This window comes from Marinomonas sp. BSi20584 (assembly GCF_002792415.1).
Taxonomy (GTDB): domain Bacteria; phylum Pseudomonadota; class Gammaproteobacteria; order Pseudomonadales; family Marinomonadaceae; genus Marinomonas; species Marinomonas polaris.
In genome coordinates this window covers 24,244-39,118 of the sequence record NZ_KZ454890.1, presented here as the reverse complement: position 1 = coordinate 39,118, position 14,875 = coordinate 24,244, and the positions used below count along the sequence as shown (strand labels likewise).

Below are 14,875 nucleotides of genomic sequence, written 5' to 3'. Positions count from 1 at the left end.
ATAAAAATAGCCCCACTATCTCAAGAAGTTATGATTATTTAGAGGAAGAGATGTTGGAATTTTTAACTGATTACGTGGGTTTTTTATTAAAATTAGTAAGTGTTGCCTTGGTTATAGGTTTTCTTTTAGCGGCTTTATCTAGTGGAAAGCGCAAATCGCAGCCAGGTAGTTTGTCTGTTACTAAGTTAAATGAAAGCTATGATGCTATGAAAGCTCAGCTAGATCATCAATTGTTGGATAAAAAAGTTCTAAAGAGTTTGGCAAAAGAAAAAAAGAAAAAAGAAAAGCTAGAAAAAAAAGCGTTGAAAAAAACGCCTAAGGAAACCGAGGAAGTTGCTAAAAAGCGTCTTTATGTCTTGGATTTTGATGGTGATATAAAAGCTTCTGCAGTTGAAACGATGCGAGAAGAAATTACGGCAATTTTAAGCGTTGCTAAACCGCAGGATGAAGTGGTTGTTCGTCTGGAAAGTGGTGGCGGTGTAGTGCATGGTTATGGTTTGGCTGCTTCTCAGTTGCAGCGTATTCGTGAAGCAAATATCCCATTAACAATTTGTGTAGATAAAGTTGCTGCCAGTGGTGGTTACATGATGGCGTGTGTCGCTGATAAAATTATTGCAGCACCGTTTGCGATTCTTGGTTCGATTGGTGTGGTTGCGCAAGTTCCTAACGTACATAGATTGCTTGATAAGAGTTTGATTGATGTTGAGCTGCATACCGCAGGGAAATATAAGCGCACCTTAACTATGTTGGGTGTAAATACCGATGAAGGACGTGAAAAATTTAAACAAGATTTAGAAGACACACACGGTTTGTTTAAACGCTTTGTGTCTAGCCAGCGCCCGCAATTGGATATCGAAGATATTGCTACTGGTGACACTTGGTATGGGTCAGAAGCCATAGAGAATAAGTTGATTGATGTGGTGATGACCAGTGATGCTTATTTGGTTTCTCATTATGAAAATGCAGACGTAATACAAGTGACTTATAAGCAACCAAAAGGTATGGCTGAACGTCTTGGTCTGTCATTCTTTTCGGCTTTGGAACAAAAGGCTGTATCCTGGGTTGGAAAAATAACGCAGTCTCGTGGTTATTAATTAGTAATCTTGAAAAGCTACTTTGTCATAAAAAAGAAAGCTTTTTAAAAAATTGAAAAAGAAAAAAGAGTGGTATGCGGTGCATGCCACTCTTTTTTTGTGTTTGCTGCTCTACCTGTTTGTTAGTTCGTTTGTGCTTTGCAGAGAATCGTAAGTTAGGCTTTTCCCTGTTTCGGGTGCTACTGATTGTGTAGCAATTTTCTCTATTGCGTCTTCTAACTCAATTGGCTCGAAATATATTAATGTGCCAATCGTGGGATGGTCTAGATAGTTCACTTTTTTGCTGGCTGTTTTATTACTTTGATTTAGCTTCAATACCAATGCAGGCTCGAACTCTTTGAAATCAGGTTGGTTTCTTGTCTGTGAAAATATTGATGAGCTTCCATCATGTTTGCTGTTTTGAATGGGATCAGGTTGAGTGAAACTGTCAAATAGGTAGTGTTTATATTGGATGTCTGACTCTAAGTAACGCCCAAGTTTAATGGCGATGTTGCCAGTTAGTTCTGGGTAGCCATCTTTCTCTTGTTCACTATAGAAGGATTTCCTGATGGTGTCTCCTGGGTATCTGAAAATGAGAGTCCATTTTTTGTTGGCTAATATTGTGACGTTTTTGCCTAACCTTGCTTCGACGTTTCCGAAAGGTGTGGATTGCGCATTGTTGTTGTCTGTGCTTTTTTCATCACCTATTAGGCGAATAAGGTTGTCTGTCGAAAGAATGCTTTTGTAATTTACTTGCTCGCTAGTTAGAGCGTCTGGCCATTGGAATGTCACCATGTAGCCTTCATAGGCTCTAGCTGTATCGGGGTTGATTTGCTCATCAGCAGCAAAAATTTGAGTGCTGAGTAGGTTTAGGGATAAAAAAATAGCAATCAGGGATTTCAATGTAATAATTCCAAAGTCATTGTCGTTTGTTGGAAGCGCTCTTCTGCGCTATTCATTGGAGCTAAAAATTTCAACGTATCAGAGCCAACCAGTTTGTAGGTATCGGGTTTCGTTTGGATGAGTCGAATAAGCTTCATCGGGTCGACTGGTGTTTTGCTGTTAAAGAAGATTTTACCTTCTTTTGCATTGGCTTCAATTTTATTAATACCAAGGCTTTCCGCTTTAAGTTTTAGTTCTGTTTGACGGAATAAGTTTTTCGTTGCGTCAGGCAGTAGTCCAAAGCGGTCAATCATTTCCACTTGAAGATCTTTTAGTTCGTCGCTGCTTTTTGCGCTGGCAATACGTTTATACAGAATCAAGCGTGAATGTACATCACCTAAGTAATCTTCTGGAATAAGTGCGGGTACTCGCAAGTTTACTTCGGTTTGCGCAGGAGACGTAATATCTATATCGGGAGACTCACCATTTTTGAGGGATTTTACTGCTCTGTCTAGCATGTCCATAAATAGCGAGAAACCAACGTGTTCAATGTGTCCACTTTGACCGTCGCCTAATAGTTCGCCGGTGCCACGGATTTCTAAATCGTGAGTTGCTAACGTGAATCCTGCGCCAAGTTTGTCAGCAAGCATGATGGCTTCAAGGCGTTTTTCTGCATCGCCTGTGACTTTACGATCATTTGGAGTCAGTAAATATGCATAAGCCTGATGGTGAGATCGACCAACACGGCCTCGCAATTGGTGTAGTTGTGCTAAACCAAATTTATCGGCTCGCTCAATGATAATCGTGTTGGCGTTTGGTATGTCGATGCCAGTTTCTATAATGGTAGAGCAGACGAGTACGTTGGCTCTTTTGTGGTAAAAGTCAGACATGACTTGTTCCAGCTCTCTTTCGCGCATCTGACCGTGACCAACAATAACGCGAGCTTCTGGGATTAATTCCTCCAACTCTTCCGCCGCTTTTTGGATGGTTTGTACTTCATTATGTAAGTAATAAACCTGCCCGCCACGATGCAGCTCGCGCAAAATGGCTTCTTTGATTTGATGCTCGTCTTTTTGTTTTACAAAGGTTTTTACAGATAAGCGTTTGGCTGGTGGTGTGGCAATAATGGATAAATCACGAATACCAGACAAAGACATGTTTAGTGTTCGAGGAATTGGTGTGGCGGTTAAAGTTAATATATCAACTTCTGCTCGTAGGGCTTTAAATTGCTCTTTTTGCTTCACACCAAAACGATGCTCTTCATCGATAATAACCAGTCCCAAATTGGCAAACTTAACATCACTTTGGATGAGTTTATGGGTGCCAACAACAATGTCTGCTTTGCCAGATTCTAGTCGATCGATTGATGTATTGGATTGTTTGCCTGAGCGGAAACGAGATAATAGTTCGATCTCTACTGGCCAGTCGGCAAAACGGTCGCAAAAATTTTCATAGTGCTGTTGAGCGAGTAGTGTGGTTGGGACAAGAACGGCCACTTGTTTTCCGTCTTGAACGGCTAGGAAGGCTGCTCTCATGGCGACTTCTGTTTTGCCAAATCCCACATCGCCACAGACCAAGCGATCCATTGGCTTTTTAGTAGACATATCGGCCATGACTGCATCGATTGCCATTTGCTGATCGGGTGTTTCTTCAAACGGGAAGCCAGCGGAGAATAGCTCGTATTGATCATCTGGCTTGGCGAAAGCATAACCAACTCGTGCCTCGCGTTGCGCGTATATTTCTAGTAGTTCTGCCGCTGTGTCGCGGGCTTTTTCTGCTGCTTTTTGTTTGGCGACACTCCATTTGTCAGTACCAAGTTTATGCAGTGGTGCGGTATCTTCATCTGCGCCTGTGTAACGAGAAATTAATTGTAATGATGAAACAGGGACATAAAGTTTTGCGTCATTGGCATAGCCTAGCGTTAGAAGTTCTGTCTCTTGTCCATCTATTTCTAAATTGGTTAGTCCAAGGTAGCGACCGACGCCGTGATCGATGTGGACAACAGGAGCATTTAATCTCAGTTCGGTGAGATTGCGGATGATCGCGTCTTCACTAATATTGCTTTGTTTATTGCGTCGACGATGCTGAGAAACGCGCTCGCCTAATATTTCACTTTCAGGAATTAGGGCTAGCTCATCATTAATGATGAAGCCGCGACCAATATTACCTTCGGTGATGGCGAGCGCCTTTGTTGATTTGGTGAAAGCTTCCCAGCCGTCCACTTGCTTAGGTTTAATGTCGTATTTTTTTAGCAGATCAAGCAGTGCTTCTCGGCGGCCCGCAGACTCTGCGACGATAAGAACTCTAGCGGTTGTTTTTGCGAGGAAGTCTTGTAGTTTGCCAAGGGGGCGCGCTGCTTTCGAATCAATTTTAACAACATCAAGGGCTTTATATGCTGGGTGATCTCCCGCTGTCGAAAAAATGATGTTTGTAAATCGATTAAGTTGTGCAAAAAGCTCATCTTCTCGTAGACAAATTTCATCGGGCTTTAAAATAGGGCGCTCGATGTTGTAATTAAGTGATTCGTGGCGACTACGGAAATCAAGTTGAATGCTGGCAAACTGATCATTAAAGTTGTCTGAGCGAATGATGAGAGTATTGTCAGGTAGATAATCAAATATACTGGCGGTTTGTTCAAAGAACAAAGGTAAATAGTATTCTATGCCTGCCGGAATCAGGCCGCTGGAAATATCTTGGTAAATCGGGCTTGAAAGCGGGTTTGTCTCAAAGCGTTCTCTAAAAGCTTGGCGAAACTGCTGAATGCCCTGTGATGTGGTTGGGAATTCTTTTGCTGGAAGCATTTTGATTTCTGAAACTTTGCTTATGCTGCGTTGTGTTTCAGGGTCGAACCATCGAATGGACTCAATTTCATTGTCAAACCAGTCAATCCTAATGGGGTTTTCTGCGCCCATCGGGTAGACATCCATCAAGGCGCCACGAATCGCGTATTCACCATGTTCGCGGACGACACTCACATTTGAGGAGCCGACATTTAAGTAGCCCGCGTTTGTTAGTTTTCTTGATAGCTGTTCAAGAGGTAGCTCCAGCCCTTCTTCTAAATGAAAACGTTGAGCATCAAGATGCTGTTTTGGGCAAAGTCGTGTTAGGCAAGAAGCAACCGTTGTTAGTACGATCGGGTTTTTCGTTTCGGAAAGTTTGGCCAGTGTTTCCAAACGCTGAGAAATGATGTCTTGGTGCGGTGAAAAGGCATCATATGGCAATGTTTCCCAGTCGCTAAATCTCAATATTTCTCTTTTGTTTTGATTTAGAAACTGTATTTCATCTTCAAGCTCATTTAATTCGGCAACAGTATTGGCCATGTAAAGAGTTGGCTGTTTATGTTGAGAGGCTATTGCTAGCAGCTGTAATGCTTTTCTGCTGCCGTCTAGGCCACTAATTAAATTCTTGAAGCCTGGCTTTAGTGTGATTGATACGGTTTCTGACATGTTGGGCTTATTGTTCTCTAGTTGCGGATAGCGTCAAGGATACAGAGTCTGCAAAACGTAATGCGTGTGGTTTTGCAACTTCAACTTTTGCAAAGGTAACATTATTTGACGTCATGCAAAGTTCCAGCAAGTCTGCGGTTAGCTTTTCGAGTAAAAGAAAGCGATTGCTTTCGGTGTGGGCTATCATTTCTTTACAGATAGTTCGGTAGTTTACCGCATTTTCAACATTATCTGTGTCATAGGCTTGAGAGGCTGGGTAATGTATCCAAGCGTTAATAACAACATCTTGTTTGTTTTGTTTTTCAGACTCATTGAATCCAATATAGGTTCTTAGACGTAAATTTTTAATATGAATTTGAGCTTCTGGTTTGATCATAGTTGTGCTTCCGTGTTTTTGAGCCTATTCATTTATTAGGCGATATTGTGTCGTTTTCAATCATGTATGGCAACTAACTAAAGTACGTTGGATTGCACTGTTTGGATTGCCTTGCTTCATTTTAATTAATCTAACTGGCGTTGATTGGCAATGTTGCGTCGAAGCGTGTAATAAAATAACAAAAAAAAGTATTTTTTACGGCTTTACATCATGGAATAAGGATGAAGTAGTGCTTTTAAGTAAAAGTTGGTGCTTAAAGACCGCCTCATGAGCTGGTCAATGGGGGGAATGATCTTTATAATACGTCGGTTTTTTGGTGAAGTGAGTTTGCGTTTTACAATTACCTTAAGGTTAGTTGTTCGTTCATGCATGTTTTCCCGGAGGGGGGTGTGAACATTACGCATTACGCTTTTTGTGTTCAATTTATTGTTGGGCAGAACATATGTATAAAATTACAAAAGGCCTAGATCTACCGATCTCAGGTGCTCCCAATCAAGTGATTGAGACGGCTGCTGCTGCTAAAACAGTTGCTGTGATTGGTCCAGACTTTCATGGAATGAAACCCACCATGCTTGTCAAGGAAGGGGACAAAGTCAAAAAAGGTCAGGTTGTCTTTACAGACAAGAAAACGGAGGGTGTTAACTATACTTCTCCTGCTTCTGGAACTGTAGCTGCTATTAACCGTGGCGCACGACGTGTATTTCAGTCGCTTGTTATTAGTGTTGAAGGTAATGAGTCCGAAACCTTCGCTGCTTATTCTGGCTCTGAACTAAAATCTTTAGAACGTAGTAAGGTTGTAGATAATCTGGTGAATTCTGGATTGTGGACATCATTCCGTACGCGTCCGTTCTCGAAAGTGCCTGAAATTGCTTCAGTGCCGAATTCCATTTTTGTTACCGCAATTGATACTAATCCGTTGGCTGCTTCTCCTGAAGTCGTGCTTGCTGATCAGGCGGAAGCATTTGCAGATGGTCTTACCGTGTTAACTCGTTTGACTGAAGGTAAGGTTTTTCTATGTAAAGCGCCTGGTGCGAAAATTCCTACAACGTCTGATGTGACAGTTGAAGAGTTCTCTGGTGTGCACCCTGCCGGTCTAGCTGGTACGCACATTCATTTCCTTGATCCAGTCAGCGACAAGAAAACAGTTTGGTCTATTAATTACCAAGATGTTGTTGCTATCGGCAAACTTTTTGTTACTGGTGAGCTTAGTGTTGAGCGTGTTATCGCTGTGGCTGGCCCACAGGTTAAAAAGCCTCGCTTAGTTCGTACTCAAGTTGGTGCAAGCTTAGATGATCTGTTGGCAGGTGAATTAGCAGAAGGTGATAACCGAGTTATCTCTGGTTCTGTTCTTTCTGGTCGTAACGCTTTTGGGCCTTTTGCTTTCTTGGGTCGCTATCACAATCAAGTATCTGTATTGCTTGAAGGTCGTGAGCGTCAAATGATGCATTATCTTCGTGCTGGTGTAGAAAAACATTCTATTATGAATGTGTTCTTGTCCAAGCTGACTGGTAAGAAATCATTTGATATGACAACTACGACGAATGGTAGTGATCGTACCATGTTGCCTCTTGGTAATTTTGAGCGCGTTATGCCGCTTGATATTTTGCCAACACAATTGCTACGTGCGTTGGTTGTGAATGATACGGAGCAAGCTCAAAAGCTTGGTGCACTTGAGTTGGATGATGAAGATTTGGCTTTGTGTACTTACAGTTGCTCAGGTAAGTTCGAATATGGCCCGATCCTTCGGGATTGCCTAACTCTAATAGAGAAAGAGGGTTAATTCATGGGGCTTAGAAAAGTACTCGATAAAATGGAACCTGAGTTTCACTCAGGTGGAAAATACGAAAAGTGGTATGCGCTTTACGAAGCTGTAGATACTATTTTTTACCGCCCAAGTTCTGTGACCAAAAATGGCTCTCATGTTCGTGATGCTGTGGATATGAAGCGCATCATGATTTTGGTGTGGATGTGTACATTCCCTGCTATGTTCTTTGGCATGTATAACATTGGCTTGCAAGCCAATACGGCTATGGAGGCAATGGGTGTTGCACCTGCTGACTCTTGGCGTCATGCCATTATTGGTAGTCTGACTAGCTATAATGCCTCAAGCATTTGGGACAATATGATTTACGGCGCAATGTACTTTTTGCCTGTTTATCTTGTTACCTTTGTTGTGGGTGGTTTTTGGGAAGTATTGTTTTCTTCTGTGCGTAAGCATGAGATAAACGAAGGCTTCTTTGTTACTTCCATTCTTTTTGCGTTGTCATTACCTGCAACCGTTCCTTTATGGCAAGTTGCCTTAGGGATTAGTTTTGGTGTTGTGTTGGCGAAAGAAGTGTTTGGTGGTACAGGTAAAAACTTCCTGAACCCTGCATTGGCTGGTCGTGCTTTCCTATTCTTTGCTTACCCAGCTTCTATGTCTGGTGATGCAGTTTGGACAGCGGTTGATGGGTTTTCTGGTGCAACAGCACTAAGTCAGCTTTCAGCTGATGGTGTTGCTGGTTTAACCGTTGCTTGGTCTGATGCATTCTTTGGCTTTATTCAAGGTTCAATGGGCGAGACTTCTACTTTAGCGATCCTAATTGGTGGTTGTGCATTGTTAGTAATGCGAATTGCTGCTTGGCGAATCGTCGCTGGCGTTATGCTGGGTATGGTACTAACCTCTGCGTTGTTTAACGTAATTGGTTCTGACACTAATCCTATGTTCGCTACGCCTTGGTATTGGCATCTTGTTTTAGGTGGTTTTGCCTTCGGTATGATGTACATGGCGACTGATCCAGTATCTGCATCAATGACGAATCGTGGTAAGTGGTTTTATGGCGCTCTGATTGGTTTGATGGTTGTACTGATTCGTGTTGTTAACCCTGCATACCCAGAGGGTATGATGTTAGCAATTCTATTCGCGAATTTGTTTGCGCCATTTATTGATCACTTTGTTGTTCAGGCGAACATTAAACGGAGGATTGCACGCAATGGCTAGTAGTAACGATAGTATTAAAAAGACCATTATAGTTGCTTTATCTTTGTGTTTGGTTTGTTCTATTTTTGTTGCAGCGGCAGCGGTAGGCCTTAAGCCTATTCAGAACACCAATAAAGATTTAGACCGTAAACGTAATATTTTATCAGCAGCTGGCATGCTTGAATCCGGTAAGTCGGTTGATGAGATTTTCGAATCGGTTGAATCTCGTGTTGTTAATTTACAAACTGGTAAATTTGCAACGCAGGAAGAGCTGCAAGCAGCAGGTATTAAAGCTGCTACCTTTGACCAAAAGTCTGCCGCGAAAGATCCTAAGCTATCTATTGCCCTTAAGGGTGAACAAGATCCAGCGGGTATTAAGCGTCGCTCAAACTTCTCAGTTGTTTATCTTGTGAAGTCTGGTGATAGAATTGATCGAATCATTCTTCCTGTGCATGGCTATGGTTTATGGTCAACTATGTATGGTTTTATGGCTTTGCAAAATGACTTCAATACAGTGATTGGTTTTGGTTTCTATGACCAAGGCGAAACACCTGGATTGGGTGGTGAAGTAGACAACCCTAATTGGAAAGCGTTGTGGAAAGGTAAAGAAATTTACAATGAGCAAGGCGAAGCTGTTATCCATCTTGTAAAAGGTGGTGTTGATAGTTCAGACCCTAAAGCTGCTTATAAAGTAGATGGTTTATCTGGAGCAACACTAACAAGTCGTGGTGTTACTCATCTTGTTCAATACTGGTTAGGTCAAGAAGGTTTTGGACCATTCTTATCGCAACTGCGTAGCGAAGGAGTTCAATAATGTCTGATGTGAAAAAAGTCCTTTTTGGGCCAATTCTTGCTAATAACCCAATTGCTTTGCAAATTTTGGGTATTTGTTCTGCATTGGCTGTAACAAGTAGTCTGAAGGTTAGTTTGGTTATGGCAATAGCCTTGACCTTAGTAACGGCTTTTTCGAGCTTCTTTATTGCGATTATTCGTAACCATATTCCAAACAGCATTCGTATCATTGTTCAGATGATTATCATTGCTTCGTTGGTAATTGTGGTTGATCAGATTTTGAAAGCGTTTGCTTTTGAAATTAGTAAGCAGCTTTCTGTATTCGTTGGTCTTATTATTACGAACTGTATCGTAATGGGGCGTGCAGAAGCGTTTGCGATGAAGAATGGTCCTGTGATGAGCTTTGTCGATGGTATTGGTAACGGTTTGGGCTACAGCGCGATGTTGATCGTTGTTGCTTTTTTCCGTGAATTGCTAGGCGCCGGTAAATTATTTGGTTTTGAGATCTTTGCCACTGTACAGAATGGTGGTTGGTACCAACCTAATGGTTTGATGTTGCTTCCACCAAGTGCGTTCTTTGTTATTGGCTTGGTTATTTGGGCTTTGCGCTCTTATAAGAAAGAGCAAGTAGAAGAGCCTGAGTTTAAGATCGCAGCGAATTCTCGTTCTCAGGAGGCGCTATAAATGGAACATTTAATAAGTCTATTTGTTAAGGCTGTTTTCGTTGAAAACATGGCGTTGGCTTTTTTCCTTGGTATGTGTACTTTTCTGGCTTTGTCCAAAAAAGTAGAAACAGCGATAGGTTTGGGTATTGCCGTTGTTGTTGTGTTGGCGATTACTGTTCCACTTAACAACTTGTTGTACCAGAATCTATTGATCGATGGTGCACTTGAGTGGGCAGGCTTGCCTGGTGTTGATCTTAGCTTCCTAGGTTTGTTGAGCTACATTGGTGTTATCGCTGCTGTCGTTCAAATTTTGGAAATGGCTTTAGATAAATACATGCCTGCGTTATACAACGCGTTGGGTGTATTTTTACCACTTATCACAGTGAACTGTGCCATCATGGGTGCTTCTTTGTTCATGGTTGAGCGTGACTATAACTTTAGTGAAAGTCTTGTTTACGGTGTAGGTGCTGGTGTTGGTTGGGCGTTAGCAATTGCTGCGCTAGCTGGTATTCGGGAGAAGCTTAAGTATTCAGATGTTCCTGCAGGTCTTCGTGGTCTTGGTATCACGTTTATTACTGTTGGTCTAATGAGCTTAGGTTTTATGTCATTTTCTGGTGTGCAGCTTTAATTGGCTGCCCATTTAGACAACCAAGAATAAGGTTTAACTAACATGGTCAACTTAGAAATTATTCTAGGTGTGGTGATGTTCACAGCTATCGTGCTTGCGTTAGTGGCAATTATCCTTGCTGCTCGTGCGCGCTTGGTAAGTACTGGGGACGTTACAATTCGCATCAATGGTGAAAAGGAAGTAACTGCACCTGCTGGTGGCAAGTTGCTTCAAACTTTGGCGAACAGTGGCATTTTTCTATCATCTGCTTGTGGCGGTGGTGGTACTTGTGCTCAGTGTAAATGTAAAGTGACTAGTGGTGGCGGTTCTATGCTTTCTACTGAGCAGTCTCACTTTACTCGTCGTGATGAAAAAGAAGGTTATCGCTTATCTTGTCAAGTTTCTGTGAAGCAAGATATGGATGTAGAGGTACCTGAAGAAGTGTTTGGTGTTAAAGCGTGGGAATGTACTGTTGAGTCAAACCCTAACTTAGCGACCTTCATTAAAGAGTTGACGTTAAAATTGCCTGAAGGCGAAAACGTTGATTTCCGTGCGGGTGGTTATGTTCAGCTTGAAGCGCCAGCGCATACTGTGTATTACAAAGATTTTGATATTGAAGAAGAGTACCGTGGTGACTGGGATAAATTTAACCTTTGGAAGTTCGTATCCAAGGTAGATGAAACTGTTATTCGTGCTTACTCAATGGCGAACTATCCTGAAGAAAAAGGCATTGTGAAGTTTAATATCCGTATTGCTTCACCGCCTCCAGGTAAAGATGATTTACCGCCAGGTCAGATGTCTTCTTATGTGTTCAGTCTTAAGCCTGGCGATAAGATAAAAGTATACGGTCCATTTGGTGAGTTCTTTGCCAAAGATACTGATGCTGAAATGGTGTTTGTTGGTGGTGGTGCTGGTATGGCGCCAATGCGTTCACACATCTTTGATCAGCTTAAGCGTTTGAATTCGAAACGTAAGATTTCATTCTGGTACGGTGCTCGTAGCGTACGTGAAGCCTTCTATTCTGAGGAATACGATAAGCTTCAAGAAGAGAATGACAACTTCGAATGGCATTTGGCGCTTTCTGATCCTCAGCCTGAAGATAACTGGGAAGGTAAAACTGGCTTTATTCATAACGTTCTTTATGAAAGTTATCTAAAAGACCATCCTGCTCCAGAAGATTGTGAGTTCTACATGTGTGGACCTCCAATGATGAACGCATCTGTAATTAAGATGTTAGAAGATCTAGGTGTAGAAAAAGAAAACATCCTACTTGATGATTTCGGTGGCTAGCACCTGAATAAAGACCCACCTTTAGGTGGGTCTTTATTTTATTGGCGACTAAAAAGACCTTATATGCGTAAAAAAATACTATTTTCAGCCTTCCTGCTTATCGCTATTGCGGTCGTGTACCGTCTTTCTGTTTTCACTCCTGAATTAGCTAGTTTCTCTGGCCCTACAATGGGCACAACCTATACAGTGAAGTTTTTTACTACAAAAGACGTTAATAATTCTTCGGATTTGAAGGATGATGTTGATGCTGCGCTGGTTAGAGTTAATAAACTCATGTCGACTTACGATCCTAATTCAGAGCTTTCGCTTTTTAACAAGCTGCCTGAAGGCCAATCTGCTAATGTTAGTGAAGATATGGCTTATGTTATCGATAAGGCGTTGCTTATTAGTGAAATGAGTGGCGGTGAATACGATGTTACTATCGGGCCTTTGGTTAACCTATGGGGGTTCGGACCAGGGAAGCGTGAAGATAAAGTGCCTAGTCAAGAATTGATTGATGAGGCGAAGTCGCGAGTGGGTTATCACTATTTAAAGCTTGATGGCCGTCGTTTGACCAAAGAAAAAGACATCTATGTAGATTTGTCCTCTATTGCTAAGGGGTATGGCGTTGATGTAGTGGCACGAGTGCTTCAAGATAGAGGGATAGAGAGCTATTTGGTTGAAGTGGGAGGTGAAATAATATCCAAAGGTTTAAAGCCCGATGGAGCTCCTTGGAAAATAGCGATCGAAAGTCCTGCAGGTGGGCATGATATTGCAGAGCGTATTATATCTGTGACTGATTTTGCTGTTGCTACATCTGGAGATTACAGAAATTATTTTGAAAAAAATGGTGTGCGTTACTCTCATACTATTAACCCTGTTACGGGGCGGCCAATTACGCACAGGCTAGTTTCTGTTACTGTAGTAGATAAAACGACAACAATGGCTGATGGTCTTGCTACAGCAATTACTGTGCTTGGTCCTGAAAAGGGTTTTGAGTTTGCTCAACAAAATGGTATTGCGGCTTATTTGTTGGTGAAAACAGATTTTGGTTTTGAAGAGCATCCATCTGATGCTTTTAAATCTTATTTAGAGTAATTGAACTTTATATATTTTTATTTTTTAGGAGAAATCATATGTTGACGATTATTTTGGCATTTGTCCTTATGCTTTTATTGGTTACTGCTATGTCTGTCGGTGTGTTGATGGGTAGAAAACCTATTTCTGGTTCTTGTGGTGGCATGAGCGCTTTAGGAATGGAAGTTGCCTGCGATATTTGTGGTGGAGACAAGGGTAAGTGCGAGAAAGAAACGAAAAAAGGTATGGCGGCAACAGTCTCTGATGACACGTTTTACGACGCATCTAAATAATTGAACAGTGAAGAGGGTATTATGACGACGAGACATTATGATGTGGTGGTGTTAGGCACGGGTCCTGCCGGAGAAGGTGCTGCAATGAGTGCTGCGAAGGCTGGCAAAAGAGTGGCTGTTATTGAGGCGAGTTCGCAAGTAGGCGGAAGTTGTACGCATTTAGGGACCATTCCATCAAAGGCATTGCGTCACGCTGTTAAGGAAATTATTGCCTTCAATACTAACCCAATGTTCCGTGATATCGGTGAGCCTCGTTGGTTTTCATTTCCAAAAGTTTTGGATCGTGCGAATCGAGTAATTGATAAACAGGTCATGGGTCGTACGGAATATTATGCACGTAACCGAATTGATATTTACTTTGGTAGAGGTAAGTTCAAAGATGCGAATACGATAGAAGTAAATACCTATGAGAAAGGGCCAGAGCTTCTAGAGGCAAAGAAAGTCGTGATTGCAACTGGTTCGCGTCCATACCGTCCAGCCAATATCGATTTTTCGCATCCTCGTATTTATTGTTCTGATACCATCTTAAGTTTAAGTCATACTCCGCGCTCTTTGATTATCTATGGTGCGGGTGTAATTGGTTGTGAGTATGCATCTATTTTTTGTGGTTTGGGTGTACGTGTTGAACTAATCAATCCAGCCAAAAAATTATTGAGCTTTCTTGATGATGAGATTACAGATGCGTTGAGTTATCACTTGCGTGATGGTGGTGTTTTGATTCGTCACAATGAAACGTATGATTCTGTTGAAACCACAGAGCGTGGCGTAGTGATGCATATGGCGTCAGGTAAAAAATTACGCGCAGATGCTTTGTTGTTCTGTAATGGTCGATCCGGTAATACCGATAATTTGGGTCTAGAGTCAATTAACTTAGAGGTTAATAGTCGCGGGCAATTAGCGGTAAATGATACCTATCAAACGCAGGTTGAGAACGTCTATGCTGCAGGTGATGTTATCGGTTGGCCAAGTTTAGCCAGTGCGGCGTATGATCAAGGTCGTGCTGCTGCTGCTAATATGTTTGGTTCTCCTGGTGGTGAGTTCATTAGTGAAGTGCCGACAGGTATCTATACAATTCCTGAAATAAGTTCAGTAGGCAAAACGGAAGCTGAATTGACGGCTGAAAAAGTGCCTTACGAAGTAGGTCGTGCTTTCTTTAAAAACACTGCTCGCGCACAAATCACAGGTGAGGCGGTTGGAATGTTGAAGATTTTGTTTCACCGCGAGTCGCTAGAGTTGCTGGGGATTCACTGTTTCGGTGACCAAGCGTCAGAGATTGTTCACATTGGTCAAGCGATTATGAAGCAGCCTGGTAAACAGAACACATTGAAGTACTTTTTAAATACGACTTTTAACTACCCAACTATGGCGGAAGCCTATCGAGTTGCGGCGCTCAATGGTTTTAATCGAGTGTTCTAGTTTTAGTTTGTTATAAAAAT

The 14,875-nt window shown here is 41.9% G+C and carries 13 protein-coding genes; 10 read left to right on the top strand and 3 right to left on the bottom strand.

The window, feature by feature from the left end; all coding sequences use genetic code 11:
- Positions 1 to 50: 50 nt before the first annotated feature.
- Positions 51 to 1,094 carry a protease SohB gene (sohB, locus tag TY87_RS18020; protein ID WP_100188137.1) on the top strand — a complete coding sequence of 348 codons (1,044 nt, stop codon included), beginning with the start codon at positions 51 to 53 and terminating at the stop codon, positions 1,092 to 1,094.
- A gap of 111 nt (positions 1,095 to 1,205) precedes the next feature.
- On the opposite strand, the gene TY87_RS18015 is transcribed toward sohB, so the two are convergent.
- From TY87_RS18015 to folX, 3 genes are read right to left on the bottom strand one after another with little or no spacing between them, the layout of a single operon-like run.
- Complete coding sequence (locus TY87_RS18015) at positions 1,206 to 1,976, bottom strand: CsiV family protein (RefSeq protein ID WP_100188136.1); 771 nt, start codon at positions 1,974 to 1,976, stop codon at positions 1,206 to 1,208.
- Positions 1,973 to 5,401, bottom strand: coding sequence for a transcription-repair coupling factor (gene mfd, locus TY87_RS18010; protein WP_100188135.1), 3,429 nt, complete (start codon positions 5,399 to 5,401; stop codon positions 1,973 to 1,975). The genes TY87_RS18015 and mfd overlap by 4 nt, the downstream gene beginning before the upstream one ends.
- A 7-nt stretch (positions 5,402 to 5,408) precedes the next feature.
- Positions 5,409 to 5,777, bottom strand: coding sequence for a dihydroneopterin triphosphate 2'-epimerase (folX, locus tag TY87_RS18005; protein ID WP_072838017.1), 369 nt, complete (start codon positions 5,775 to 5,777; stop codon positions 5,409 to 5,411).
- Positions 5,778 to 6,219: 442 nt separating this feature from the next.
- Between folX and TY87_RS18000 the strand changes: the two genes are divergently transcribed.
- The 9 genes from TY87_RS18000 to sthA all read left to right on the top strand — a co-directional run bounded on the left by TY87_RS18000 (position 6,220) and on the right by sthA (position 14,855).
- Entirely contained in the window at positions 6,220 to 7,557 is a 1,338-nt protein-coding gene (locus tag TY87_RS18000) for a Na(+)-translocating NADH-quinone reductase subunit A (protein WP_072838018.1), read from the top strand.
- A gap of 3 nt (positions 7,558 to 7,560) precedes the next feature.
- Complete coding sequence (locus tag TY87_RS17995; protein WP_100188134.1) at positions 7,561 to 8,757, top strand: NADH:ubiquinone reductase (Na(+)-transporting) subunit B; 1,197 nt, start codon at positions 7,561 to 7,563, stop codon at positions 8,755 to 8,757.
- On the top strand, positions 8,750 to 9,550 hold the full coding sequence (locus TY87_RS17990) for a Na(+)-translocating NADH-quinone reductase subunit C (RefSeq protein WP_100188133.1): 801 nt from the start codon (positions 8,750 to 8,752) through the stop codon (positions 9,548 to 9,550). Before TY87_RS17995 ends, TY87_RS17990 begins: the two co-directional genes overlap by 8 nt.
- Positions 9,550 to 10,212, top strand: a complete 663-nt coding sequence (locus tag TY87_RS17985) for an NADH:ubiquinone reductase (Na(+)-transporting) subunit D (protein WP_072838021.1) — start codon at positions 9,550 to 9,552, stop codon at positions 10,210 to 10,212. The genes TY87_RS17990 and TY87_RS17985 overlap by 1 nt, the downstream gene beginning before the upstream one ends.
- Complete coding sequence (gene nqrE, locus TY87_RS17980) at positions 10,213 to 10,821, top strand: NADH:ubiquinone reductase (Na(+)-transporting) subunit E (RefSeq protein WP_072838022.1); 609 nt, start codon at positions 10,213 to 10,215, stop codon at positions 10,819 to 10,821.
- A gap of 42 nt (positions 10,822 to 10,863) precedes the next feature.
- The gene (gene nqrF, locus TY87_RS17975) at positions 10,864 to 12,090 is read left to right on the top strand and encodes an NADH:ubiquinone reductase (Na(+)-transporting) subunit F (RefSeq protein ID WP_072838023.1); all 1,227 of its coding nucleotides are present in this window, start codon (positions 10,864 to 10,866) and stop codon (positions 12,088 to 12,090) included.
- Positions 12,091 to 12,153: 63 nt separating this feature from the next.
- Positions 12,154 to 13,167 carry an FAD:protein FMN transferase gene (locus tag TY87_RS17970; RefSeq protein ID WP_100188132.1) on the top strand — a complete coding sequence of 338 codons (1,014 nt, stop codon included), beginning with the start codon at positions 12,154 to 12,156 and terminating at the stop codon, positions 13,165 to 13,167.
- Between the two features lie 38 nt (positions 13,168 to 13,205).
- Positions 13,206 to 13,439 (top strand): (Na+)-NQR maturation NqrM, encoded by a 234-nt coding sequence (gene nqrM / locus TY87_RS17965; protein WP_072838025.1) that lies wholly within the window; start codon positions 13,206 to 13,208, stop codon positions 13,437 to 13,439.
- Positions 13,440 to 13,460: 21 nt separating this feature from the next.
- Positions 13,461 to 14,855, top strand: coding sequence for a Si-specific NAD(P)(+) transhydrogenase (sthA, locus tag TY87_RS17960; protein WP_072838026.1), 1,395 nt, complete (start codon positions 13,461 to 13,463; stop codon positions 14,853 to 14,855).
- Positions 14,856 to 14,875: the final 20 nt, after the last annotated feature.